This is a genomic window from Tritonibacter mobilis F1926 (genome assembly GCF_000376545.2).
In the GTDB taxonomy this organism is placed as follows: domain Bacteria; phylum Pseudomonadota; class Alphaproteobacteria; order Rhodobacterales; family Rhodobacteraceae; genus Epibacterium; species Epibacterium mobile.
This window is the reverse complement of record NZ_CP015231.1, coordinates 927,501-953,170: the sequence shown is the minus strand read 5'-3', so window position 1 is coordinate 953,170 and position 25,670 is coordinate 927,501. Positions and strand designations below refer to the sequence as shown.

Genomic DNA, 25,670 nt, shown 5'->3' with positions numbered 1-25,670 from the left:
CCACTCCGCGTATTTCAGCTGAATGGCCGGTGCCAGACGTATCGTTTACTATGTTTACCTAGGTCTTTTTATGAAACGATTTCTACCTTCTGCCGTGCTCGGGGCGGTCATTGTACTCACTCTTGCAAGTGGCTCAATCGGTGTGATCCTGTTGCTGGACATGGGACTGGAGCCTGCAAGTTCATGGGAGTGGAGTGCGCGTGCGCTGATGATCACTTGCGCGGTGGTCGCGATTTTCCTTGGTAGGGCGCGATGGCACACACCCGTTGCGCGGCTCTGTGCATTATTGTCCGCGCTCGTTCTGATCGTCTCAATGGGGGTCTTTGTGTGGGGCGGGTACAGCGCGCAGATTGCGCAGCCCTGCTAAGCGCGGATGACGCGGAGCTACGTACCCCCTCAGAGAAGGTCCTTATTTCGCACAGCGCTTTCTCGTATTGATCGGCGGCAGAGCACCACATTTGGGCCAAACACCACGCAGCGATTGAAATCTCCATATTTTTCATGGTTACTTTCGATCTGCCTTTCGCCAGTGTGATCGGGCGGCGGGGCCAGCGCAACTCTCGTTGAGGGGAAGCGGGCCTTCAGCTTTGGTCATCTCGGGCGTTCATTCGATGTGGACTGCCATGATCCTCGATCAAGTAATCGCCTGCCCTGTCTGCGACGCCCTGCATCACGATCAGGACGTCCAGAAACACTCAATCGCCAAATGTGCGCGTTGTGGAACCGTGCTTGCGGCTCCGAAATCCGGTGCCATGACGCGCATCGCCATGCTGTCCCTCACGGCGCTGATCCTACTGATCGCGGCGGCGTCCTTTCCCTTTCTCGCGCTGGAGGTTCAGGGGCTTTCGCACCAAGCCTCAGTGCTGGATACGATCCTTGCGTTTGCCAGCGGCCCAATGCTCCCGCTTTCGCTGGCCACAGGTCTGTTGATCGTCCTGTTGCCCGCTGCACGATACTGCGCATTGATCTACACGCTCGCCCCCATGGCCATCGGTTACCGGCCGGCCCCCTATGCGGCAATGGTCTATACATGGGCTGAACGGCTTAAACCCTGGGCGATGGCCGAGATCTTTATCATCGGGGTGGCGGTTGCACTGGTCAAAGTCTCAGGTCTCGCCCGGGTGGAGCTGGGGCCTGCATTTTGGGCTTTTGCTGCGCTCTTGATCGTGACAATCCTTACCGACAGTTCAATTTGCAGGTTAACCGTTTGGAAAACACTGAGAACACGCAGCACTATTTGACAGCAACCGAAGCCGGGCTGGTCGGGTGTCGCGCGTGTGGAACGGTGGCGCCACAGGGCACGCATGTCTGCCCATGCTGTCAGAGCCGATTGGAGTTTTCTGAAACCGCATCCCTGCAAAAGGTCTGGGCGTGGCTTGTCGCCGGACTGATCGCATATGTCCCGGCCAACATCTATCCGATGCTTCGCACATCGACTTTGGGGCAAACTTCCGAAAACACATTGATGGGCGGCATTATCGAGTTGGTCCATCACGGCTCATATGGTGTCGCCTTCATCGTGTTCTTTGCCAGTATTCTGATTCCGATCGCAAAATTCATCGCAATCGCATTTCTGGCCATCTCTGTCCGCAAACCGGCCAATCTTGGCAATCACGGAAGGTTGGTTCTCTACGAAGTTGTCGAATTCATTGGCAGATGGTCGATGATCGACGTCTTTGTCGTGGCAATTCTGACAGCGCTGGTGCAACTGGACTTTGCCGCCGCGATCAGTCCGGGTATTGCGGCGGTGAGTTTTGCATTGTCGGTTGCCTTCACCATGCTGGCAGCCCAGAGTTTTGATCCGCGCCTGATGTGGCTTGCGGAAAACCGAGTTGAGTCATGAGCACCCAAGAACCCGCCCAATTGAACATATCACCCAAGCGCCCCTCAATGTGGCGTAATCTCTCGTTGGTGTGGCTGGTACCGCTGGCTGCTTTGTTGGTCTCCCTCGGCATCGCGTGGAAGAATTACGCGGACCGCGGTGAGCTGATTTACATTGCCTTTGAAAATGCATCCGGCGTTGTCGCAAATGAGACAACCCTTCGATATCGCGATGTGGTCATTGGCCGTGTCGAAGAGGTCGGTTTTGCCGAAGGCCTCAGCAAAGTCTCCGTCGCAGTACGTGTCGACAAGGACATCGCCCCATTTCTGGACGAAGACGCCACATTCTGGGTGGTACGCCCCGAGGTCAGCTCGCGCGGGATTTCCGGGCTCAGCACCGTTTTGTCGGGGGTCTACATCGAAGGGGCATGGGACGAGCAGGCTGGAGTGGCACAAACCGTGTTCGCGGGCCGTGATCGCCCACCACTCGTCCAGCCGGGACGCGCCGGGCGCCGCATCACCTTGCGCACAGAAGATGGTCGGATGATCACCGAAGGCGCTCCAGTGCTGTTTCGCGGCATAGAAGTGGGACGCCTTGAGCATCCGCGCTTGACCGTCAGCGGAAATAGCATCGTGGTGGACGCTTTCATTGACGCCCCGCATGACCGGCGCATCAACTCTGCCACACGGTTTTGGGACACCTCGGGTTTTACGGTCTCATTTGGTGCCGACGGTTTGTCGCTGGATGTGGACAGTCTCGCCTCCCTCGTCTCGGGTGGGATTGAATTTGATGCTGTCTTTGAGGGCGGCCGACCAGCAAGCTCCGGTGCCGTTTTTGATATCTACCCGGACGAAGCCACGGCCCGGCGCACCGCCTTTGCCCGCTCTATGGCGGGAGGTGTTGCGATTTCCGTGGCCTTTGATGAGTCAGTTGCGGGTCTTAGTGATGGTGCCGCCGTGAAACTCGGCGGGATCAAAGTCGGCGAGGTCGGCACCCTTACGGCATCCATCCAGAACGAATCCGCAAATGCCGAAGTGCGGCTGGTCGCCAAACTCTTGTTACAACCTGCATTGCTGGGTCTGCCCCCCGGTGCAGGAGAAGAGGACGTGCTGGATTTCTTGCAAAACGCGGTTGAGGGCGGTTTGCGAGCGCGGTTGGCCTCTGCCGGGTTGCTCAGCTCCGAGTTGATGGTCGAATTGGTACGTCTTGAGGATGCAGCACCCGCACAGTTTGACCGCACAGCCGAGCCCTATCCAGAATTGCCAAGCGCCCCATCGGATTTGCCCGATTTTGCGGCAACCGCAGAAGGTGCCATGGAGCGGATCAGCGAACTGCCCGTCGAAGAGCTGATGGCGCAGGCGATCAGCACACTTGCAAGTATCGAGGCACTCGCAACCTCCGAAAGCACACGTCAGGCCCCTGCTGCGGCAGTCGCACTGCTTGAAGACACCCGCGCCTTGGTCACAGATCCAAGCACCCGCGCCCTGCCCCGCGAATTGCAGGCCACGATCACCGATCTGCGGGCCATCCTGCAGGAGCTTCAACAGGGCCGCGCCGTAGAACACCTCACGGCGGCCCTCAAAGATGGGGCCGCTGCGGCAAGCGAGATCTCATCCGCATCAGAAGAGTTGCCAACCCTTGTCGACGATCTTCGCGCGCTCGCAGCAAAGGCCAATTCGCTTGAAGCCGAAGAACTGATCCGCTCGGTCAATAAGTTGATGATCAGCGCTGATGAGGTGATCGGCACCGAGCAGGCGCGTGCGCTGCCCGCATCCCTTTCTGCGGCTTTGGATGAGATACGTGCCACGCTCACGACATTGCGCGAAGGTGGGCTGGTGGATAACGCCAATGCGACCATGGCCTCGGCGCGCGATGCGGCACAATCAGTTGCGGACGCTGCCGAAGGGCTGCCTGCGCTGTCGGCGCGGCTTGAACGGCTTGTCGCGCGGTCAGAAGCGTTGGTGGCGGCTTATGGAGATCGCTCCAACTTCAATACGGAGACGCTGGATGTACTCCGAGAAATCAAATCTGCGGCGCGCGCGGTTTCACAGCTGGCTCGCAAGATCGAGCGCGATCCGAATTCACTGGTGTTTGGTAGGTAATATGAAAAAACTTTTTGCATTTCTGTGCGTTGCAACGGCATTGACGGCTTGTTCCGGGTCCAATGATGCGCGTTACCTGATTGCAGCCACGCCGGGTGAACCTGTCAAAAACCTCAGTTCCCGCTCGATTGAGGTTCGCCTGCTGTCACTCCCCACCTATGCATCTGCATCTGAGATCGTCTCAGAGGGTGAAGGTGGAGCACTCTTTAACGAGGATCGGGCGCAATGGGCAGATGATCCTGCAAGGGGCATGTCGGTCGCACTCGCTCGCGGTCTGAGCGATCGCACCGGGGCCGCAGTTGCTGTGGAGCCTTGGCCGCTGAACACCCCGGCAGACGTACGGTTGGACGTGAGGGTCGATCAGAGCTACGCCCGCGCAGATGGCGTGTTTGAGTTTTCCGGACAATATGCCGTGTCCTCACCCGAGGGGCGCGTGCGGGAGTTCGTCAAACGGTTCGATATTGAAACCCCAGTCGCTGAGCCCGGCCCCGCCGCTGCGGCGCGCGCACTCTCCGCCGCGCTTGCCGAGCTGTCACGGCAGGTGGCGTCTTCTATGTGAGAACAGGTGCGGGGATCAAGCCGCACCTTGTAGGAGATCGCGCACTGCGCCAGTCGCTGGGGTATTCCGCAATGCATCCGGTGTGTCGAACTGCACGATTTGCCCCTGATCCATCACCGCCACCCGATCCGCGAGATCCCAGGCTTCGGCCTGATCATGGGTCACCATGATCGCGCCCACCCCAACCTTCTGCTGCAACGCACGGACCGAACTGCGCAGGGACCTGCGTACCTGGGCATCAAGCGCACTAAAGGGTTCATCCATCAGCAAAAGCTGCGGATTGATCGCCAGAGCCCGCGCCATCGCCACCCGCTGGCGTTGCCCACCAGAGAGCTGCTGCGGAAAACGATCACCGAGATCTGCAAGACCGATCATGTCCAGAAGTTCAGACACTTTTTCGCGCCGCTCCACACGTCCAGGGCGTTCACGACGTGGCAAAACCCGCAGACCAAAAGCGATGTTGTCTGCCACGCTCATATGGCGAAACAGCGCATAATTCTGAAACACCATTCCAAAGCGCCGCTTACCAGCGGGCAACCGGGTGATATCTTGACCATCCAGTGCCAGCTGCCCCTGATCCGCGTGCTGCAGACCGGCAATGATGTTCAAGAGCGTCGTCTTGCCCGACCCGGATGCGCCGAGCAATGCTACAAACTCGCCCGCCTCCATCGCCAGAGACACACCTTTCAGAACCTCCGTCCCGTTAAAGCTCTTGTGAATATTGCGTGCCTCAAACGTCATCACACATGTCCTTTCTTCGGGCCAAAGCGGTTCAGGATGCCGCGCAACACCAGCGTCAGCAGCGCCAATGCCGTGAGCACGGTTGCAGCGGCAAAAGCGCCGGTCGCGTTATAGTCGTTATACAGAAGCTCGATTTGGAGCGGCAGGGTCATCGTCTCGCCCCGGATCGATCCCGCGACGACACTCACTGCGCCGAACTCACCCATGGCGCGCGCCGCCGTGAGCACCACGCCATAGACAAGCGCCCAAGAGATATTGGGCAAAATCACAAACCGAAACAGGTGCCAACCATTGGCCCCCAGAGTGATTGCCGCTTTTTCCTCGTCCTCGCCCGTGACCATCAGCACCGGCAGAAGCTCTCGCACCACGAAGGGACACGTCACAAAGAGTGACACCAGCACAATCCCGGTGAGGTTAAACATCAACTGCACACCATAAGGTGACAATGCGCCGCCAACGGGGCCATAAGCGCCATAAACCAGCAGAAAACACAGACCCGCCACGATCGGCGAAATCGCAAATGGTGCCTCGATGATGATCAACAGCGCGCGGCGTCCAAAGAAGCGATAGCGCGCAATCAGCCATGCCGCCGCAACGCCAAAGATCACATTCAACGGCAGTACAATCAGCGCGGTCAGAACCGTGAGACGGATTGCAAGCAGTGTCTCTTCGTCGAGGATATTCGCCACATAGGTCGACACACCTTCGCTGAATGCGCGATGAAACACAGCGGCGACAGGCACTGCGATGACCAGCGTGACAAAGAGAAACGAGAGTGAAATGAGAACGATACGCGCCATGATTTAACCCTCGGTCCTGAGGTAGCGGTAGAGCCGTGTCTGCACCAGATTGACCACGATCAACAACAAGAGCGAAAGCCCCAACAGCGTTCCGGCAATCGCCGCCGCCGCGGGATAGTCGAACTCATCCAGCCGGATCAGGATCAGGAGTGAGGCAATCTCAGTCTTGAATGGAAGATTTCCTGCGATAAAGATCACCGCCCCAAACTCCCCAAGCGACCGCACAAAGGACAGCACAACACCGGTCAGGATAGAGGGCAAAAGCGGACGCAAGATTACGCGGGTGAAACGCTGCACCCCATTGGCACCTAAGGTCAGCGCAGCCGCTTCTTCGTCAGGGTCAAGCTCTTCTATCGCGGGCTGGATTGCGCGCACGGCAAAGGGCACCGATGTAAAAACCATCGCAATCACGATCCCCCACCATGTGTAGGCGACCTTGATGTCGAGGTCGGCCAGCATCCCTCCGATCCAGCCGGACTTATCGTAAAGCGCCACCAGCGCAATCCCGGCCACTGCGGTCGGGAGCGCGAAGGGGATATCCACCAGCGCATCCAACAGGCCCCGCCCCGCAAAGCGATAGCGCACCAGCACCCACGCCAGCAGCAGGCCAAACACAGCATTTACCAGCGTCGCTAGCGCAGCAGCAGACAATGTGACCTTCAGCGCGACAAGAACACGGCGCGACGTCATCACCTTCAGATAGTCACCGGGGCTCAACTGCGCGAGCTGCCACATCAAACCACTCAGGGGTAGCAGGATGATCAGCGTAACGAACAGCACAGTGACGCCCAGAGACAGGGAAAACCCCGGCAGGACGCGCGGGGCGGTTCGGGTTAAAGAAACCACAGTTCAACTCCGGTGTTAGGTCCGCCCGGCCCCCTCTGGACCGGACGCATATTCCAGATTTCTGGCTTAGTTGCTGAAAACCTGATCGAGGGTTCCACCATCGCCAAAGTGGGTTTCCTGTGCCTCGGCCCAGCTGCCAAAGACCTCTTCGACAGTGATCAGACGCACCTCAGGGAATTTGTCAGCCGTTGCAGCGACTACCTCGGGGTGATGCACACGATTGTTGAAACCTGCAATGATTTCCTGTGCTTCTTTGGAATAGAGGAAGTCAAGATAAGCCTCACCTACGGCTCGGCTCCCGCGTGCGTCCGCCACTTTATCGACAAGTGCCACCGGGAATTCCGCCAGCAGAGAGATCGCCGGAACCACACGATCAAAGGCGCCTTCGTCTTCGCTCGCGCGGATGTTCTCGACCTCGGCCTCAAAAGTGATCAACACGTCTCCCAGCTCGCGCTCAACAAAGCTGGTGGTCGCGCCACGTCCGCCGGTATCAAAGACCACGACATTCGAGAGGATCTTGCCGACGAACTCCTGCGCAGCCGCGTCATCGCCACCGAACTTTTCCAGCGCGTAGGCATAGGCCGCAAGGTAGGTGTAACGCGCATTGCCGCTTGTTTTGGGGTTCGGGAACACGATCTCCACGTCATCACGGGTCAAATCATCCCAATCTTCAATCCCCTTGGGGTTGCCACCCCGCACAAGAAACGCAGGCAGTGAATAATATGGAGAGGCGTTGTTGGGCAGTTTCTGTTGCCAGTCCTCAGCGACAAATCCCTTGTCCGCGAGGATCTGCACATCCAGCACCTGATTGAAGGTCACCAGATCGGCTTGCAAACCTTGCAAGATCGCCCGTGCCTGTTTGGACGAGCCAGCATGGCTTTGCTTGATTGTCAGGGTGTCACCTGCCTCTGCCTGCCAATGTTCGGCAAAGACCGGATTAAGTGCGGCATAAAGCTCGCGGGCAATGTCGTATGAGACATTGAGGATCTCTTGTTCTTCAGCATGGGCGGGGCTGGTGAGGCCGGCAAACGCGATGGCTGCGGCTCCAAAGCTACGAAACAGAATGCGGGAAGAACGGAGAAACGCTGTGGAAGTGAAAGACATTTGAGACTCCGTTGCTGAGGAATTACTGCAGCATATCTGCCAGATTATTTCCTAACTGCAATGGGTTGGCGCGTATAGAAGTCTCTCATTCCAAAGTTCGTTCCAAGACAGAAACGGCTGTTCTGCATTTCCTGCAGAACAAAAACGCCGCACCGGCACGAGGTCGCAGGTCTCGCATCACAGTCTGAGCATCCTCCCTGCAACTGAGCTGTGTTTGTGCACAAATTCTGCACGAAAGCCCCCTGAAACTTGCGAGCCCCGCACCACAAAGCTGCAAGTGCGCCGGTCATCTGTCTGTCAAACAACACTGCATATCGGAGACAGGACATGAGGCAGGATTTGATTATTCACGGGGTGCCCGACCGCATTCGGCTGGATGGGTGGTGGCTGGACACGGCGACCGAACCGACATCGCCTGCTCAGCCTCGACCGGCAAAACGCTCCTCATTGATGGCATCCTTGCGGATGCGCCATACAGTACCGCTTCTTGCGGCGCTGGTGGTGCTGGCTGATTGGTTGTTTTGGAACCAGCCCGTGGGAATCTCATTTGCGGTCTTTGCACTGGTTCTCTCGGTCGCAATACTGGCCGCAAAACCCCAAAAGCCAACTGTCAAAGAATGGGCCGTTGTGACGGCCTTTGCCGTTTTCAGCAATTTGCCAGCCGCGATCGAGCTTCAGTTTCTATCGGTGGTGTTTAGTCTTGCGGGCGTGATTGCCGTTGCCGCCTGGGCCTTTGCGGCGAACAGATTGAACGAAGCGCTCGTGCTGCGGATGATGCTGCGCCTCCCGACGGTGGGGGCGACGCTATTGATGCGCGACGCCATAAACAACATGCCCGCAACCGGCTACAAAACAAAGGTGCGGCACCAAGCTGCTGCACTCTTGCTACCGCTGATCATGGGCGCAGTGTTTCTCAGCCTGTTGGCAAGCGCCAATCCCGTGCTGGAGGAGTTTCTGGCAGAAATTGATCTGGCCCGTCTTTTTGAGGCACAGTTCTGGTTTCGCTTCCTGTTTTGGGGCGTGGTTGCCTCGTTATTGTGGCCCTACCTCAATCTGAGTGAGCGGTGGATGGGCACAAGGGCGCGCCAGTTCTTTGCTCAAAAAGCAGGCCCGACCCGGATCGCATTTTTCATTAATCCAGTGTCGGTTCGTAATTCGCTGTGGCTGTTTAACATACTATTTTTAATGCAAACTTTGCTGGATGTTAGTATTTTGACAGGTGGCGTGTCCCTGCCTGAGGGGATGAGTTATGCATCCTATGCCCATCGCGGATCATACCCGCTGGTCGCCACTGCACTTCTTGCCGGTCTTTTTACACTGATCACCCGCAGTATGATCGGTTCTGACAAAACGCTACGATTTCTGGTCTATCTGTGGCTTGGTCAAAACATGTTTCTGGTGGCAACAGCGGCCGTCCGGTTGCAGCACTATGTCGATGCTTACGCGCTGACTTATCTGCGGGTTGCAGCGTTCATCTGGATGGCGCTGGTTCTTACCGGGCTGTTGTTGACGGTTTGGCAGGTTCATCGTGGCCTGAGCACCGCATGGCTGCTACGCCGCTGTTTTTTGGCATTGGTTGCCATCCTCTATGGTTGCGGGTTGGTGAATTTTGCGGAGATCATCGCCAAATACAACCTGACCCACGGCAGCGCTCTTGCGGAACCAGATAGCTACTATATCTGCAGCCTCGGCACCGGCGCCTATCGCGCCATTCTCGAGTTCGAAGCTGGGACGGGCCAAGATCTGTGCAATCGGATGATAGAACTTGATCTCACCCGAACTGAGATCCGCAATTGGCGTGAATGGGGCTATCGAAAGTGGCAAATCCAAGCCTATTATCGGCAGCAGAATTGAAGGACCCGTTTTGATGCCCGCACGCATTCTTGTTGTAGACGATGACCCCGATATCCTCGAGGTGACCGGGTTCGCGGTTGAAAAGGCTGGTTTTGAAACCCTTTTTGCCAGTGATGGTCTGGCCGCAATCAACGCTCAGCAACAGGAAGATCCAGACCTCATCGTGCTGGATATCGGTCTCCCGGAAATGGATGGTTTGGAGGTGTGTCGGGAAATCCGCAAAATCTCCGAAGTGCCCATCCTCTTTCTCACCGCGCGGGACGAAGAGATCGACAGGATCCTTGGGTTGGAACTCGGGGCCGATGATTATCTCACCAAACCCTTCTCCCCCCGTGAGTTGGTGGCCCGAATAAAGGCTATCTTAAAGCGCAGCGTGCCCGCCCCAAAGCCGTCAGACGCCGCAGTGATCCACGGCGCATTACATCTGGATGCGGAGCGGCACCAATGCACTTTCAATGACGCTTCGGTATCTTTGACGGGATCAGAGTTTCGGCTGCTGGCGACGCTGATGATCCGCCCGGACCATGTTTTGACCAGAGCGCAATTGGTGGACGCACTTTATGGCTATAACATCCACGTCTCTGACCGAACCATAGACAGCCATATCCGCAACATCCGTGCCAAGCTGTCTCAGGCGGGATGCGTCGAAGGGATTGTAACCGTTCACGGTGTCGGACTTCGGATGGGCTCATGCAAGCCAAGCTAAACCGGAAATGGCGGCCCCGGTTGTGGACGGTCGTACTGCTGGTCTTGGGCATTGTCCTATGCCTGCCCATTGCCGGGCTCATTCTGTTTCGGTTTTACGACAATCAACTGGTTCAACAAACCGAAGAGAGTCTGCTGACGCAGGCCGCGGTCATGTCTGCCACCTATGCGGAGCTTTACGCGGATGCCGCAGGCTTGGAGCCGCCGAATTGGGGGGCGGTATCACTGGACAATGCGGTTTTTCCGTCGCTGTCGATCAACAGCGCCACGGTTTTGCCTCCGCGCCCGGATGCCACACAAATGAAATCAGCGACTGGCGCGGTCTACCAGACCGTCGCAACACAGCTGACGCGCATTGCCAATGCGGCACAGGCCCGGACTCTGGCAGGCTACCGGTTTCTTGATCCCCACGGCAATGTGATCGCCGGCACCGCCGAAATTGGGCAAGCACTGGGACATGTGAACGAAGTCGGCGCAGCCCTTGCTGGCAACACAGTCTCGGTCGCGCGAACCCGTGTTCGCGCCGATAGCCCACCCGCACTTTACACACTCAGTCGTGGTGCCAGAGTGCGCGTTTTTGTGGCAATGCCTGTCATGGTGGATGAGACCCTGATCGGAGCGGTCTATGTGAGCCGCACCCCAAGCCATATTTTCCGCTTTCTCTACAGTGAACGCGTCAACCTAATGAAAGCTGCCGCTTTTGTGGCTCTGTCTGCGGTACTCATCGGGTATGTGTTCTGGCGTTTCATCACCCGTCCCATCCGTCTTCTGATCCAACGCAGTCACATGGCAGGTCATGGCGACAAAGCCTGGGAGCCACCGGAGCAACTGGGGACGCGCGAAATCGAAGACCTGAGTCACAGTTTCAAGTCGCTCACGCAGCGCCTTCAGAGTAAACAGGACGCGCTGAAGACCTACACAGCACATGTGACTCATGAGCTAAAATCGCCGCTCACCGCACTGAAAGGTGCAGCCGAGCTGCTGAGAGATGATGATCTGACCCCGCCGCAAAGGCATCGACTCCTCGATACCGTCGACAAAGGAGGCAAACGCATGGAGGATCTGCTGGCAAACATGCGTGCGTTTAGTCTTGCTGACCAGCAGGCCAACTCTGGGACCTGTTGCCTGAACGACATTTATACGCAGATCACGCAGAACTTTCCGCGTCTGACCATACAAGTTGAAAATGACGATCTGCAATTGCCAGCGGAAGCGAATACTCTCACGATCATCCTCACTCATCTTTTGGAGAACGCTCAACAACATGGCGCAAAGAATGTCGTCCTCACTGCGCAGCATACTGGAGAGGGAAAGTCGCTGCGCATCGCGGACGATGGCCTCGGTATCAGTGCGGGGAATGCGGATAAAATTCTGCAACCCTTCTTTACCACTCGGCGCGACAGCGGAGGAACGGGGATGGGTCTCAATATTGTAAAAGCCACTGTCGAGGCTATCGGCGGAGAACTCGCCGTTGTCGCCAGCTCAAACGGCGCATGTTTCGAGATCAAATTCGCGTAACGCGAGATGTGCTGGGGCGTGAGCAGCCCCCTTAACACACCTCATCACGGTCTCTAATTGCGTCCGCGAAATGACGTCCAATCGGCAACATCATCGGCCGTTGCGACACCGGATCTTCGACAATAGTGCAAGATAGACCAAAGACGCGTTGGACCATGGTGGAGGTCAGTACCTCTTTAGGCGGCCCCATTACGTCGATTTTGCCAGCAACCAATGCGGCCAACTGATCACTGTATCGCGCTGCAAGATTCAGATCATGCAACACCATCACAATGGTGGTCCCGCGTTTGCGGTTCAGATCGACAAGGAGGTCCAGCACCTCAATCTGATGATTGATATCTAGGTAGGTGGTGGGTTCATCCAGCAGTAATATGCCGGTCTCCTGTGCCAGCGCCATGGCGATCCAGACCTTCTGCCTCTGGCCACCTGAGAGTTCATCAACATCACGATCTGCCAGATCCGCGATACCAGTTGCCTCCAACGCATGTGCGACCGCCAAGTCATCATCGGCTGACCACCGCGCCCAAAGACCCTGATGAGGATGTCTCCCACGTCCAACCAAGTCCAATACTGAGATACCATCGGGAGCGATTGGGGCTTGAGGTAGCAGTCCGAGCTCGCGGGCCAGTTCCTTGGGTGGCATGCGATGAATTGAGGCCCCATCCAATAGCACTTGGCCCGTTGTGGGGCGCAGCAAGCGAGACAATGCACGCAGGAGCGTCGACTTGCCACACGCGTTGGCACCGACGATCGCCGTTATCTTGCCCGGCGGCACATCGAAATCCACCCCGCGCAACACAGAACGTTCGCCGTACTGAACGTCCAAGCCGGACGCTTTCAGAGGTTTTTGACAGAACCTGTTGTTCAAGCGATGCCCCCTTTGCGATGCATACGGACCAGAAGATAAAGCAGATACGGCGCTCCAAGAACGCCCGTCATGATACCGACGGGATAGCGCGCAGGCAGCAAATGCTGACCAGCAAAATCTGCCAGCAAGACCAGCACAGCCCCAGACAAGGCCGAAATGAGCAGTAGTGGTCCACCCGTTCTAGCGACACGCGACGCGATGGGACGGGCAAGAAAGGCTACAAAGGCAATGGGACCACACACAGCAGTGGCGACTGCGATTGCCCCAACGGCCGATAGCACCACCAGAAGACGCGTGCGTGCTACCGGGACGCCAATGGCGGACGCGGTATCATCGCCCATCTGCAATGCACTAAGAGCGCGACTATGAGAGAGTAATATTGCAGCACAAAACACCAGCGTGAGCGCAACGGGTGCTGCCTGTGCAAGTGTTGCACCATTCAACGTCCCGGTTAGCCAACGCAGAGCTTCCTCCAACCGCCAAGCTGGCGCTTTGGACAGCGAATAGGCGGTCACACTTTGCAGCATTGCGGCGATGCCAATACCGATCAGTATCAACCTGCCACCTGCGACCCCGTCACGCCACGCCAGCAGATAGATCAAAAGAGCGACCACAAGCGCCGCAACCACCGCCGCAATCGACACCGATAGGCCAGTCGCGCCCCAGAATACGATTGTAAATACGGCCGCCGCACCCGCTCCAGCGGAAATGCCGATGATATCCGGACTGGCCAATGGGTTGCGTAACAAAACCTGAAATGCAGCACCGGAAAGACCAAAACTGGCTCCGGCGAGGCAGGCCAGAACCGCGCGGGGAAAGCGCAGTTCGCGAACCGTAAAGCTCACCCCTGCGATTTCTTCTCCTAGAATGGCGCGAAACGCCTCTGTTAGCGCAGTCATAGACTGGCCGACCAACAGAGTAGTGATCACACCTACAATCAAGAGAGTTATAAAAACGATGCAACACCGGTAGAGCGAACGGCGCTGTCGATTGCGTTGGTTACGGATGATCTGAACAAGTGCCGGAGGGGATGTGCTTTCAGTCACAACTCACGGATCCTTTTTCGCCGGACAATCGCGATAAAAATCGGCGCCCCTAAAAAAGCCGTGACAACCCCCGCCTCCAACTCTGCAGGACGGGCCAGAAGCCGTCCCAGCACATCAGCACATAACAATAACACCGCCCCACTGAGGGCGCTGAGCGGGAGAAGCAGCCTATGATCTACACCGACGATGAGGCGGCACGCATGTGGCACCACAAGACCAACAAATCCAATGGGTCCACAAATCGCGGTCGCTGCCGCCGCCAAAAGAACCGCCCCCAGTGCTGCAATAATGCGCAAGCGCGCCACTCGGGCCCCAAGCATCGTTGCCGCCTCATCCCCAAGGGCCAACATATTAAGACCTTTTGCGCTCAAGAGGGCGAGCAAAAGCCCTGCGCAGAGAAATGGCAGCATCGGCTGAATTGCCTCAAATGTTGCACCACCGACACCCCCGATCTGCCAGAGCTGAATACCACCCGCGATGTCGCCACGCGGCAGAATGATTGCCAACGTCAGCGAAGCCAGCGCGACGGAGGTTGCCGCCCCTGCCAGTGCGAGTTTCAATGGTGTGGCGCCCCCTCTTCCAAGACTGCCAACCGCATAAACAAACGTTGCTGCAAGAGCAGCACCTGCGCTCGCCGCCCAGAGGAAACCGGTCGTAGATTGCAGGTTGAACCATGCCACGGCGACAACCACAGCCATGGCTGCCCCTGCGTTCACTCCAAGGATACCTGGGTCAGCCAGCGGATTGCGCGTAAGCCCCTGCATTACCGCACCAGACAATCCAAGCGCTGCGCCCGCCAATGCAGCAAGTACAGTGCGTGGCAGGCGCATCTGCACGACGGCCTGTCCCAAAGTTTCGTTTGATCCAGACACCCCGCCAACGACATCAACCCAGCTGACATCGCGCGCGCCAAAAACAAGTGACAGCAATACCGCCAGAGCAAGCAGGACCACCAGGAGAGGTAGGGCGACCCCGCCGTTCAGTCGCTTGCGTTGCGCGGCTGGTGGCTGCTGTTGATTGAGAACGCCTTGGGCGGAGGTCATTTTACGTTCCGGGCCGCCTGCGCAAGACGCGCGACATAAGTCTCAAGGACCCAGTCAATGGCCAGAGGTGTCGGGTTGGCGCCGGTGCCCATCGGGTCATTGGCCATCAGCACCAATGCGTCATTCGCGATTACCGGCATCCGGGCTGTCAAAGGGTTGCTGCGCAGGCTGTCCAAAAGCTCCTGATCGCCATAGGTCACCGCGATATCGACATCGGTAAAGGTGTCGATGCGCTCCACACTGATTTCACCCGAATAGCGCCCAGCCTCGGTCGCATCCCGCACACTTTGCGGGGACGTCATACCGAGATCTTCGAAAAACTGCACCCGCAGGTCATTGGCAGAATAGAACCGAATTACGCTCAGGTCGCGCGCTCTGAGATGGGTAATGAACATCGCTCGCAGGCCAGCAATCTCCGGGTATTTGGCTGTCACACTCGCGATTTTCTGTTCAATCTCTTCAATCAGTGCCTCGCCTTCTTGGGCTTGTCCCATCGCAGTAGAGTTCAACCGTATCACCTCACGCCAACTCGTGGCCCATGGTCCCACAGTGTATGCGACAACGGGCGCGATCTTACTCAAGGTGTCGTAATCCGACTGGCTAATTCCTGAGTACGCCGCAAGGATCAGATCAGGTTCTGTGGCTGCGACCGCCTCAAAATCTATCCCATCTCCCTCGTCAAAAAGCGCAGGCATTTCTGCCCCCAGCTCTGCAAGCCGCGCCTCGACCCACGGAAAGACACCATTAGCGTCATCATCGCCAAAACCTACCTTTGCAAAGCCGACAGGAACGACACCAAGCGCCAGCGGAACCTCGTGGTTGCTCCACCCGATTGCTGCGATGCGCGTGGGCTTCTGATTAACCACCGTGGTGCCCAAAGCATGTTCGATCATAACCGGAAATGGCTGCTCATCGCCTCTGGCATACACAGCTGTTAGCCACAATGCCGCAACTGCAAAGCAGACCAGCGAGCCGATAGAACGGGCATATTCCCTATAACTGCGCAGCAGTGCCGGCATCATCACTCTCCTCACCAATGGTATCTCTCGTTGGTCGCATCGACTTTCACGATGTCAGAAACCGGTCAACCAAACCGACGAGAAAAGGCGTGCTTTTCCTTCGTTGCAACGCAACTAACCAGAGAAACTGACCAAAAAAGTCGATTTCTACAATACGCGATCCTCAGCGGTGTTTAGGGAGCAGCGCGAACACGCGCATAGATCACGCTACGCAACGCCTTCCTCTGGGTGCACGCCGCCATTTCAACCCTGCGCACTGGTTCGTGCCGTCAATGTCCGAATGTCGGCCAGGCAGCACCACAAACAGAACAACAACAAATGAGTACCCAAGGATGACAAAGCACATGCGCAATACCAGCCGCCTGCGTATGCGGGCCATGATGGCAGGATGCACCGCTTTGATTGCAGTTCCCTCACTTGCATTTGCTCAAGCGGAGCAAACTCCAGTCGTGTTGGACGAAATCAAGGTGCAGGCCGAAGATGATGCCCAGACCTTAGTGGCCAATGAAGTCACATCCGGCTCTGGTTTAGCCACAGACGTACTGGATACCGCCGCAACGGTATCCGTGGTCACCTCCCGGGAAATCCAACAGCGCGGGGCACAGAACATTGAGCAAGTCCTGAACTATACTGCTGCGGTGGTGACGGACTACTATGGTGCGGACAGCCGATTTGACTACTTCCGAATTCGTGGTTTCGACTCTTACACTTACCGCGACGGGTTACGGGTAGGCGCGCCCTTCGGCGGGCTACGTGAAGAGCCCTACGCTTTTGAACGGGTCGAAGTTGTAAAGGGTGGAAATTCGACCACCTTCGGTATTTCAGATCCCGGTGGATCCGTGAATTTTGTCACCAAGACACCCAAGCAAGGCCAGCATGGTGAAGCCTATGTTTCTGTTGGTAGCCACAACAAAAAAGAGGTCGGGTTCGATTTTGGTGACGACCTGAATGAAGAGGGCACGTTGGCCTACCGTCTGGTTGGCCTAGCCCGCGACGCGGATGCAGAGTGGGACTTCTCACGCGATGACGAAACATACCTCGCTGCGAGCATTGCGTGGCGTCCGACCGCAATGACAAGCTTAGTCTTTGCTTTGGACAACCTGAACCGAGATGGCGTTCCCGGTGGCGGCGGACACCCTCAAGGTACCGATTATGACAGCGGTATGTATTTTGGCGAGCCCAGCTTCAACTATCGCGGCGTAGATCGCACCACCGCATCGTTGATGTTTGATCACGAGTTCGACAATGGCCTGCAACTCGGCGTCTCAGCACGTTATACAGACAGCGCCTCGGACTATGGCTACATTTATCTGGATGACCGTGCGAGTCCCGGTGGGCCAGACATTGATCGCGCTCTATTTGCCAACGACTCCTCCGGAGAGGATCTCGTTCTGAACGCAAACCTGCAATATGATGCAACCTTTGGCACCGTCAAAAGCCGGACTCTTGTCGGAGTTGAGTATTCAGATAGCACCGACTTCAGCACGTCTTGGTGGAGTCCGGTAAATCCCTATAACGAAGCCACCTTTACCTATGGCGCAGGGACTTACAGCCTTGACGGCTTGGCACCCTATCGTGCTCAGCGAACCGACCAGAGCACAAAAAGCCTGTATTTGCAGGAAGAACTCACCTTTGATGATCGGTTGATTGCAAATCTTGGTCTGCGTTATGACAAGGGCAAGACCACCCAAACCAATATGCAGACCGGCGCTGTGAGCCGTGGCGAATACAGCGAAACCACGGTGCGCGCAGGGCTGGTGTATAAAATCACTCCGGACCTTTCGGTACACGGCAGCTATTCGGAATCCGTTGTCCCGGCCGGTCTGACAGTGGAGCCAGAGCGTGGCGATCAATACGAGATCGGTGTCAAATATCGCCCGGCTGGTGGTCGAGCGCTGCTAAGCGCGTCGATCTATGACCTGACCAAGTTCAACATGACTGTCGAGACGACCCCGGGTGGTAAGATAGATACGATTGGTGAGGCCAATGTCCGCGGCATTGATCTCGAAGCTAAGGTCGATCTCTACCGGAACTTCTCCGTCATTGCGGCCTACTCGCACATGGACTCCGAAATTGTTGAGAATGGCACTGACGAAAACAAAGGCAACGCGCTGCAGTTTGTACCTGATAGCATTGGCTCCCTCTGGGTGAACTATACTGTCCCGGGACAGGGCAGCCGCGGTGACATGATCTTTGGTCTGGGCGCGCGCTACACAGGAGCAATGTGGTTCGACAATGCCAATACTCGTCAAGGTGAGTCATTTACCGTGATGGATGCGTCATTCTCTTATGACATTCGCGAGAACACCAATCTGCGTGTCAATGTTACCAACCTGTTTGATGAAAAGCACATCTCAGGCGGCATCGGTGCGAACTGGTATTCCCCTGCCCGCACCATCAGCGCCACGCTGACGCGCACCTGGTAAGGTCATGATCTTGGGTCCGACCTCTTTGCATATGGGGTCGGATCACTCTTCAAGGCGGTGCAGCACCAACCGTCGCCAACTCGCCGGAGTGTGCCCCACAACATCGCGAAATACCTTTGTGAAATGGGACTGATCTGAAAAACCAAGTCGGGCAGCGACTTCCGCAACACTTAGATCAGACTCTCGGAGCAACATCTGTGCATTGCCGATACGGCGATCTTTTTGCCAACGCACCGGTGTCATCCCTGTGGTGCTTTTGAAAACATGCGAGAACCAGCTTTCTGACAGTCCAACAAGCTGCGCCATTTCTGCAATCGACATGCGTTGTCCGCCGCGTTGGTCAAAGCCTCTCTCAAGTTTTCGCATTTGGTGACCCGTCAGGCGTCCGCTTCGGCGCTTTTGCATCGGAAACGCAGGGGCCAATGCTGCCATCACCATCGCACCAGCAAGACTCTCGAAATACAAATCATCATGCGCGGGTTCGGAGATTTCCTCCATCAGGAGATGCGCCAGTGCTTCAACCTGAGCAGAGCCTTCAGTCCCGATGGTCCGGCCAAAGATGTCATCAACCACATGCTCTCCCAGTGAGGACGTTAAAAATTGTCGCAACCACGCGGCGTCAAAATGCAAATCAAGATGCATAAACTCACTGCCCGCATCAAAGTAACTGCTGATGGGCACCCCCGCAGGTACAAACAGTACCATCGGCAGCGGAAAACCGTGACGCGCGGAGATCTCATAACCTTCACTGATACGAACGAAGGACATATCATCCAAAAACACCATCAGCCTAGGAACATCGGACCAGTAAGACCCATTCGCACCGGGTTGCCCCTTTGCACGCCAGTGAATTCCAAGCATCCGAGCACAACATCGCCAGCGCGGAGGGACCGTTTTTTCTATTCCCTCGGTTCTGCCTTCAAAGTTCTGCAGCAATCCCATTCAGCCATCTCCATGCTTTGTCCGGACTGCCTGATGGCTGAGCGATGTGGTCAGTGCACGGTTTCAGCAACTGCGGAGACCAATGTGTAGACGCTGAGGGCGGGCTTTCAGGTAGATATTTCCACTGTAATTAGAGCCCCAGGACAAAGCTGTCTATCGTTGAAATCAGACCCAAGTCCCAGTGTTTTCAGCGGAGTGACTTGTTTCGTCCGCGCCTGCCCCTTCTTTACCACCAACTGTCCCATCTCCCGGTACAAAAGGCAGTTCGACACATCTGAGTGACGCTGCAGACCGACTATCGGTTTGGTAGTAAATATGGTGACGCAAGGCCGAATTAGTTCTAACGACTGAAGGCGCAAAAGACCGAGAACCCTGTGGTCTTCCCCCACTGAAGTGGTCCTCCGCCATATTTGGGAAAACGGAGGACACACATGGGCAACAAGCGGCCAAAGCCCGAAGAGAGAGTGACGAAATTACGGCAGGTTGAGGTTCTAACGGGCAAGGAATGCCGCGTCTGAATGTGATCCGGCAGATTGGCGTGACTGAACAAACCTATTACCGCTGGAGTGCAGGCGGATAAATAAAACGTCCAGTGGACGGTTTTCCCGCCAAACAAGTACGGTGGACTGGGCACGGACCAACTAAAGGATGAAGTGCCTCCAGAAAGAAAATGAACGGCTGAGAAAGGCCGTTTCCTACTTGACGCTGTACAATTTCTTCTGGCTTGTGTCTGTTGATTTTCACTGAGAACTGACCCGGTATGCCCACAAATTTTCACCGAGATTTGACCCACCCTCAATTATGCGTCGTGGTCTATGACGCGGTCAATGTTTTGGTCTCCTTTCCTGTTTTCTTTGCAGCCTCAGCGCTGGCCATGAAGCGGTAGCTATCGTTTTCAGTCTCGAGGATGTGACAGCGGTGTGTGAGGCGATCTAGGAGCCGGTGGTCATCTTTGCGTCACCGAAGACCTGTGCCCATTCCGAGAAGCTGAGGTTGGTGGTTATGATCACGCTGGTGCGCCTTGCGGGCGCACCGGGTGCGGCGGTTGATGCGCCCCATGCGCTTGGTGCCGATCTACTAGGAGCCCAAGACCAGTCAAAAGCATCCGGAACACAAGGTTTATCCCTATCTTGTCAGGGACTTGGTTATCACCCGCCCCAATCAGGTTTGGTGTACCGACATCACCTACATTCCGATGCGGCGCGGGTTCCTTTACCTGGTCGCCATCATGGACTGGTATAGCCGGAAGCTGATGAACTGGCGGCTGTCGAACTCGGTGGATGCCGGTTTCTGCGTCGAAGCACTGAAAGAGGCGCTGGCCAGATACGGCCCACCGGAGATATTCAGCTCCGACCAGGGCTCGCAGTTCACCAGCACCGGCTTCACCGACGTGCTGCGCGACGCCAAGGTGAAGATCCCGATGGACGGCCGCGGCCGCTGGATCGACAACCGGATGATCGAACGGTTCTGGCGGTCGCTGAAATACGAATGCGTCTACCTGAACGCCTTCGAGACCGGCTCGGAGACCCGCAACGGGATCGGGGCATGGATCACTATTATAATGAAAAACGTCCGCACTCATCGCACGGGCTGCTGACGCCCACCGAGGCCTATGATCCGCCACCCCAGACTCTGAAAGCCGCCGCCTGAAGTGAAACCCATGCTATAAATTAACCCGGCGGAAAAATGGTCAAAAAACCAGGACCACCTCTCCCAAGCCGAGCCGCAGCGAAGCGCAAATAGCGGAATTCGCAAATCTGGAACGCGTGTCTCGCGCTCCGGGGTGTCAACAACACACCGAGCTTAATCACGCTCAGGCCACTGGCGGCAACACAGCATCGCCGCAGCTGACATAAGCCAGTTTAGAAACGGAACTGCTCATGGGCTCACGCTACCTACACGGAAGCACCCGTTATTGGGCAGCTTTCCGGCGTGTCCTATGCGAATTCATGGCTGTGCAATTGAGATATTGGAGCCTCAGCGAAACTCATCGCAGTTCTGGTTACAAGAAATCTCCGACACAAACGCGGTCCCGATCTGATTTCACCGTAGCCTTAGCGCGTCATAAAGCTGGGGGCCAATCTGGTGAGCGTGTAGGCTATCCTCTTGTAGTAACCCAAGCTTTGCCGCACGCTGAATAGTCTCCATGTCGTTGCGTGTACCCAAAGCCTTGCGGATGCGTTGCATGTGATTATCAACAGTTTTGGGATTGTCCCGCTTGATTTCATATAGGATTTCCTTCACCCGCAGGCCTTGCGCTTTCAAACGCAGCACCTGTAGGTTCATATCGCTCAAGCCCATCTGGACTATTATGTCGTCCGACCAATCACTGCACATGTGAAGATGATTTGCGAGCGTTTGAATGATCGTCCTGTCCCTTTCAAAACGCGCGTCATGGTTGGCAAATTTTCCTGAGGTATCATACAGTCCCACGACCGCTCTGACACCATTGGCCTCAAGTGGGATTACCACTCCAGAGGACACGAAATCGCGCACCCCGCCCACCACACGGGCTAAATTTGGGGCAGCTTCTCCTCGTGCAATAGACGGTAAAAGCTTGATTGGAGTATGGGTTGATGGGCCAAGGCACCCATCCGCATGCCAAGGTCGTCCCGAGCATAGTTGTTTCGCTGATAGATCTCACGCCATTCATCGGGGAGGCCCGACCGTTTTGAAACATGGTTGCTGTGAATGCCCTGTAGCGACCGCGTATCTGTGAAAAGGACGTAGTTCACACCGACATACCCATACTCCGCCTCGATGAAGCTCGAAAAAATTTCATACTTTGCATCAAGAGAAGGCGCTTCGGTGATATCTACCATCAGGTCGAAGGGGGCGTGCATGGTTCGATCTCACAGTTTTTGAAGTACCACAAGATTAAATTCAAAATCCGAGATATCAATCTTTATTGAGGAGTTAAGGGGAATTTTCTAGCTGTGAGAACAACACGCTGCCGCCACTGCACTGTTTCCCCGCAGGGCATATCCTACTACGGTTTGGGCGCTGGTCAATTTGGCTGCATTCTGAAAGAGCATGACCCACAAGAGGATTGTCATGAAAGGTTCAACGGCGAACGGAACCTTTCTTGGCCAGTGACCTTTTGTTTGCTACAAAATGCTATTTGTCCGAAGTAGGAACGCTTCCACTGTTCCAGTCCACAGTTGCCTGAACGTTCCACAACATATCCATGTATTGTTGAGGTTTACCGCCCTCGGTGTAATACACGATCTTACGCGCATAAGCTGGTCCTGCATCTGATCGGGCAAAATCGACAACCGCATCGCGTTTCCGGTTCATCCAACGTTCGCAGAGGATGGCTGCCGGACTGATTGGAGAGCCAAGAAACCTCTGGTTTTCCTTCAATGCAGAACTCGGCAAGCCCGCAGGGGTCAGGACAGTGGAATCCTCCGTCATCAGGAAGCACAGATCTAACTCATCCTCAGAGGTATCGAAGGTGCCGAATGTAGGTGTGACCTCGAACAATACAGCAAGCCTATCCTGGGCGCCCCACAGTGCCTCGGGGTCGGCATAGATCGTTTCCGGCGTGCATAGTGTCTGATCGACATGAGCGGGCCAACCTACCGCGAGCGGGTGGCGGCGTTGATTGCGGGTCTGGGGAGAAGCGCAGAGATGCCCGCTGCGAAGGAAGCGCTTCGGGCTTTGGTGGATCGGCTTGTGCTGACCCCTGCGAAGGGTGACACGGGCGTTGAGATCGCTCTGGAGGGTGATCTTGCGGCGCTGCTGCGTCTTGCGACGGGGTCGGCGGCGGTCATTGCAACGCCGAAAGCCGCGCACTCTGGCGAGGCACGGCTGGAAGGTTTTGATATTATTGGAGAATTAGTATTGGTTGCGGGAGTAGGATTTGAACCTACGACCTTCAGGTTATGAGCCTGACGAGCTACCTGGCTGCTCCATCCCGCGGTGTTTGTTTTTGATTTATCGATTTAGAGAGAATTTGGGTTCTTATTAGGTTTGGCGGTGCCCTACTCTCCCACACCTTAAGATGCAGTACCATCGGCGCAACAGCGCTTAACTTCCGGGTTCGGGAAGGGACCGGGTGTTTCGCTTGTGCTTTGGCCACCAAACCGAATAAGAACCCATGATCTTCGATCCTGGGTTTTTATTCGGTCGGCTGTGAGAGACTTTTGAAGCAAGTCTCGTAAGCCGCCGGAAGGCTTGTACGTTTGTACGAGCCACCCAGGGTCTAGATTTATCAACGTGTTGATCGTCCTGTTTTCAGGAGGTCAACGAGTTGTCCAAGTCAGTTTTGCTTTTTGGTGTTTGGCTGTCTTTTACTGGATCAGATCAAGCCAATCGGGCGATTAGTACCGGTCAACTGAACGCATTGCTGCGCTTACATCTCCGGCCTATTGACGTGGTGGTCTTCCACGGCCCTCAGGGATACCTTGTTTTGAGGGGGGCTTCCCGCTTAGATGCCTTCAGCGGTTATCCTTTCCGAACATAGCTACCCAGCACTACCGTTGGCACGATAACTGGTCCACCAGTGGTTCGTTCACCCCGGTCCTCTCGTACTAGGGGCAACTCCTCTCAAGTATCCTACACCCACGGCAGATAGGGACCGAACTGTCTCACGACGTTCTAAACCCAGCTCACGTACCTCTTTAAACGGCGAACAGCCGTACCCTTGGGACCTGCTCCAGCCCCAGGATGAGATGAGCCGACATCGAGGTGCCAAACACTGCCGTCGATATGGACTCTTGGGCAGTATCAGCCTGTTATCCCCGGCGTACCTTTTATCCGTTGAGCGATGGCCCTTCCACTCGGGACCACCGGATCACTATGGCCGACTTTCGTCTCTGCTCGACTTGTCAGTCTCGCAGTCAGGCTGGCTTTTGCCATTGCACTCAACGAGCGATTTCCGACCGCTCTGAGCCAACCTTCGCGCGCCTCCGTTACGCTTTAGGAGGCGACCGCCCCAGTCAAACTACCCGCCACGCAGGGTCCCGGACCCAGATAATGGGCCGCGGTTAGACATCAAGAGTGCGAAGGGTGGTATCTCAAGGAAGGCTCCACCGCGACTAGCGTCACGGTTTCGATGCCTACCACCTATCCTGCACATCACAATCCTGATGCCAGTGCGAAGCTGTAGTAAAGGTGCACGGGGTCTTTCCGTCTAACCGCGGGAAGCCTGCATCTTGACAGGCAATTCAATTTCGCTGAGTCGATGTTGGAGACAGCGGGGAAGTCGTTACGCCATTCGTGCAGGTCGGAACTTACCCGACAAGGAATTTCGCTACCTTAGGACCGTTATAGTTACGGCCGCCGTTTACCTGGGCTTCAATTCGGAGCTCTCACCCCTCCTTTTAACCTTCAGGCACCGGGCAGGCGTCAGACCCTATACGTCGTCTTGCGACTTCGCAGAGCCCTGTGTTTTTAATAAACAGTCGCCACCCCCTGGTTTGTGCCCCCGGATTCCACTTGCGTAGGACCCGGGCCTCCTTCTCGCGAACTTACGGAGGTATTTTGCCGAGTTCCTTCAACATCGTTCTCTCAAGCGCCTTGGTATTCTCTACCAGTCCACCTGTGTCGGTTTAGGGTACGGTCTGATGGAGGGCTATTTCCAGGGACTGCTCAGCAGCCTGCTCAATCCGATAAGAGCAAACTACCTTCGCAATCCGTCACATCCTCCTGGCCCAGGAATATTAACCTGGTTCCCATCGCCTACGCCTTTCGGCCTCGGCTTAGGGGCCGGCTTACCCTGCTCAGATTAGCTTTAAGCAGGAACCCTTGGACTTTCGGCGAGAGTGTCTCTCACACTCTTTGTCGCTACTCATGTCATCATTCTCGCTAGTGATCTCTCCACGGGATCGCTCACGCGCCCGCTTCATCGAAAGAACTGTTCCTCCAATACGCCCGAAGGCGTTAAGGAGGAGCTGTTCTATGTCACACTACGCTCTGCTACCATGCACTATGTGCATCCTCGGCTTCGGCTCATGGCTTGAGCCCCGTTACATCTTCGCCGCAGGACGTCTTATTTAGACCAGTGAGCTGTTACGCTATCTTTAAAGGATGGCTGCTTCTAAGCCAACCTCCTGGTTGTTTTGGACATCCCACCTGCTTTCCCACTTAGCCATGAATTAGGGGCCTTAGCCGGAGGTCAGGGTTGTTTCCCTCTCCACTACGGACGTTAGCATCCGCAGTGTGTCTGCCATCTAGTACTCCCGGGTATTCGGAGTTTGGTTAGGATCAGTAAGCCTGTGGGGCCCCATTACCCATCCAGTGCTCTACCCCCCGGGGTATTCGGATGACGCTCT

General features: G+C 56.1%; 21 protein-coding genes, 1 tRNA gene, 2 rRNA genes and 3 pseudogenes (1 of these 27 only partly in view). 11 read left to right on the top strand and 16 right to left on the bottom strand.

What is annotated here, in order from left to right:
• The first annotated feature begins 70 nt into the window (after positions 1-70).
• The 5 genes from K529_RS19940 to K529_RS19920 all read left to right on the top strand — a co-directional run bounded on the left by K529_RS19940 (position 71) and on the right by K529_RS19920 (position 4,483).
• On the top strand, positions 71-367 hold the full coding sequence (locus tag K529_RS19940; RefSeq protein WP_110590735.1) for a polysaccharide transporter: 297 nt from the start codon (positions 71-73) through the stop codon (positions 365-367).
• Positions 368-623: 256 nt separating this feature from the next.
• A complete protein-coding gene (locus tag K529_RS19935) occupies positions 624-1,241 on the top strand; it encodes a paraquat-inducible protein A (protein ID WP_040641722.1) in 618 nt (205 codons plus the stop codon).
• An 89-nt stretch (positions 1,242-1,330) separates the two neighbouring features.
• Positions 1,331-1,843 carry a paraquat-inducible protein A gene (locus tag K529_RS19930; protein ID WP_005614682.1) on the top strand — a complete coding sequence of 171 codons (513 nt, stop codon included), beginning with the start codon at positions 1,331-1,333 and terminating at the stop codon, positions 1,841-1,843.
• Positions 1,840-3,924 (top strand): MlaD family protein, encoded by a 2,085-nt coding sequence (locus tag K529_RS19925; RefSeq protein ID WP_227512363.1) that lies wholly within the window; start codon positions 1,840-1,842, stop codon positions 3,922-3,924. Before K529_RS19930 ends, K529_RS19925 begins: the two co-directional genes overlap by 4 nt.
• A 1-nt stretch (position 3,925) precedes the next feature.
• Positions 3,926-4,483 carry a PqiC family protein gene (locus K529_RS19920; protein ID WP_046002810.1) on the top strand — a complete coding sequence of 186 codons (558 nt, stop codon included), beginning with the start codon at positions 3,926-3,928 and terminating at the stop codon, positions 4,481-4,483.
• Between the two features lie 15 nt (positions 4,484-4,498).
• On the opposite strand, the gene K529_RS19915 is transcribed toward K529_RS19920, so the two are convergent.
• The 4 genes from K529_RS19915 to cysP all read right to left on the bottom strand — a co-directional run bounded on the left by K529_RS19915 (position 4,499) and on the right by cysP (position 7,974).
• Positions 4,499-5,224 (bottom strand): ABC transporter ATP-binding protein, encoded by a 726-nt coding sequence (locus K529_RS19915; protein ID WP_005629288.1) that lies wholly within the window; start codon positions 5,222-5,224, stop codon positions 4,499-4,501.
• On the bottom strand, positions 5,224-6,024 hold the full coding sequence (cysW, locus tag K529_RS19910; protein ID WP_005629287.1) for a sulfate ABC transporter permease subunit CysW: 801 nt from the start codon (positions 6,022-6,024) through the stop codon (positions 5,224-5,226). Before cysW ends, K529_RS19915 begins: the two co-directional genes overlap by 1 nt.
• Before the next feature lie 3 nt (positions 6,025-6,027).
• Positions 6,028-6,870 carry a sulfate ABC transporter permease subunit CysT gene (gene cysT, locus K529_RS19905; protein WP_005629285.1) on the bottom strand — a complete coding sequence of 281 codons (843 nt, stop codon included), beginning with the start codon at positions 6,868-6,870 and terminating at the stop codon, positions 6,028-6,030.
• A 66-nt stretch (positions 6,871-6,936) separates the two neighbouring features.
• The gene (gene cysP, locus K529_RS19900; protein ID WP_005629282.1) at positions 6,937-7,974 is read right to left on the bottom strand and encodes a thiosulfate ABC transporter substrate-binding protein CysP; all 1,038 of its coding nucleotides are present in this window, start codon (positions 7,972-7,974) and stop codon (positions 6,937-6,939) included.
• A 498-nt stretch (positions 7,975-8,472) separates the two neighbouring features.
• Here cysP and K529_RS19895 point away from each other — a divergent pair, with 498 nt between their 5' ends.
• From K529_RS19895 to K529_RS19885, 3 genes are read left to right on the top strand one after another with little or no spacing between them, the layout of a single operon-like run.
• Positions 8,473-9,828: a DUF4153 domain-containing protein gene (locus K529_RS19895; protein ID WP_227512362.1), complete on the top strand. Its 1,356-nt coding sequence runs from the start codon at positions 8,473-8,475 to the stop codon at positions 9,826-9,828.
• A 13-nt stretch (positions 9,829-9,841) separates the two neighbouring features.
• Complete coding sequence (locus K529_RS19890) at positions 9,842-10,534, top strand: response regulator transcription factor (RefSeq protein ID WP_005629278.1); 693 nt, start codon at positions 9,842-9,844, stop codon at positions 10,532-10,534.
• Positions 10,519-12,051 carry a HAMP domain-containing sensor histidine kinase gene (locus K529_RS19885; RefSeq protein ID WP_040642858.1) on the top strand — a complete coding sequence of 511 codons (1,533 nt, stop codon included), beginning with the start codon at positions 10,519-10,521 and terminating at the stop codon, positions 12,049-12,051. Before K529_RS19890 ends, K529_RS19885 begins: the two co-directional genes overlap by 16 nt.
• A gap of 31 nt (positions 12,052-12,082) precedes the next feature.
• Here K529_RS19885 and K529_RS19880 read toward each other — a convergent pair whose 3' ends face one another.
• From K529_RS19880 to K529_RS19865, 4 genes are read right to left on the bottom strand one after another with little or no spacing between them, the layout of a single operon-like run.
• Positions 12,083-12,919 carry an ABC transporter ATP-binding protein gene (locus K529_RS19880; RefSeq protein ID WP_005629272.1) on the bottom strand — a complete coding sequence of 279 codons (837 nt, stop codon included), beginning with the start codon at positions 12,917-12,919 and terminating at the stop codon, positions 12,083-12,085.
• The gene (locus K529_RS19875; protein WP_005629270.1) at positions 12,916-13,965 is read right to left on the bottom strand and encodes a FecCD family ABC transporter permease; all 1,050 of its coding nucleotides are present in this window, start codon (positions 13,963-13,965) and stop codon (positions 12,916-12,918) included. The genes K529_RS19880 and K529_RS19875 overlap by 4 nt, the downstream gene beginning before the upstream one ends.
• On the bottom strand, positions 13,962-15,008 hold the full coding sequence (locus tag K529_RS19870; protein WP_005629268.1) for a FecCD family ABC transporter permease: 1,047 nt from the start codon (positions 15,006-15,008) through the stop codon (positions 13,962-13,964). The genes K529_RS19875 and K529_RS19870 overlap by 4 nt, the downstream gene beginning before the upstream one ends.
• Positions 15,005-16,030: an iron-siderophore ABC transporter substrate-binding protein gene (locus tag K529_RS19865; protein ID WP_005629264.1), complete on the bottom strand. Its 1,026-nt coding sequence runs from the start codon at positions 16,028-16,030 to the stop codon at positions 15,005-15,007. Before K529_RS19865 ends, K529_RS19870 begins: the two co-directional genes overlap by 4 nt.
• A 341-nt stretch (positions 16,031-16,371) precedes the next feature.
• Here K529_RS19865 and K529_RS19860 point away from each other — a divergent pair, with 341 nt between their 5' ends.
• Positions 16,372-18,453 (top strand): TonB-dependent siderophore receptor, encoded by a 2,082-nt coding sequence (locus K529_RS19860; protein ID WP_040642861.1) that lies wholly within the window; start codon positions 16,372-16,374, stop codon positions 18,451-18,453.
• Positions 18,454-18,495: 42 nt separating this feature from the next.
• Here the strand turns inward: K529_RS19860 and K529_RS19855 are convergent, their stop codons facing one another.
• Complete coding sequence (locus K529_RS19855) at positions 18,496-19,221, bottom strand: helix-turn-helix transcriptional regulator (RefSeq protein ID WP_227512359.1); 726 nt, start codon at positions 19,219-19,221, stop codon at positions 18,496-18,498.
• Positions 19,222-19,826: 605 nt separating this feature from the next.
• On the opposite strand from K529_RS19855, the pseudogene K529_RS23560 reads away from it, so the two are divergent.
• Positions 19,827-20,103 (top strand): annotated as a pseudogene (locus K529_RS23560) (hypothetical protein); the annotation flags it as partial.
• 105 nt (positions 20,104-20,208) lie between these two features.
• Here the strand turns inward: K529_RS23560 and K529_RS23310 are convergent.
• Positions 20,209-20,414 (bottom strand): annotated as a pseudogene (locus K529_RS23310) (ATP-binding protein); the annotation flags it as partial.
• Positions 20,415-20,428: 14 nt separating this feature from the next.
• On the opposite strand from K529_RS23310, the pseudogene K529_RS19850 reads away from it, so the two are divergent.
• Positions 20,429-21,045, top strand: a pseudogene (locus K529_RS19850) (IS3 family transposase); the annotation flags it as partial.
• Between the two features lie 393 nt (positions 21,046-21,438).
• Here the strand turns inward: K529_RS19850 and K529_RS19845 are convergent.
• The 6 genes from K529_RS19845 to K529_RS19820 form a co-directional block, all read right to left on the bottom strand.
• Entirely contained in the window at positions 21,439-21,891 is a 453-nt protein-coding gene (locus tag K529_RS19845) for a LuxR C-terminal-related transcriptional regulator (RefSeq protein WP_131665027.1), read from the bottom strand.
• Positions 21,892-21,908: 17 nt separating this feature from the next.
• A complete protein-coding gene (locus K529_RS19840; protein WP_040642852.1) occupies positions 21,909-22,238 on the bottom strand; it encodes an autoinducer binding domain-containing protein in 330 nt (109 codons plus the stop codon).
• Positions 22,239-22,512: 274 nt separating this feature from the next.
• Positions 22,513-23,190 carry a hypothetical protein gene (locus K529_RS23745; protein ID WP_065317503.1) on the bottom strand — a complete coding sequence of 226 codons (678 nt, stop codon included), beginning with the start codon at positions 23,188-23,190 and terminating at the stop codon, positions 22,513-22,515.
• 49 nt (positions 23,191-23,239) lie between these two features.
• Positions 23,240-23,316: transfer RNA gene (locus K529_RS19830), tRNA-Met, on the bottom strand.
• Between the two features lie 49 nt (positions 23,317-23,365).
• Positions 23,366-23,480 (bottom strand): 5S ribosomal RNA (gene rrf / locus K529_RS19825).
• Between the two features lie 216 nt (positions 23,481-23,696).
• A 23S ribosomal RNA gene (locus tag K529_RS19820) occupies positions 23,697-25,670 on the bottom strand; it runs 869 nt beyond the window's last position.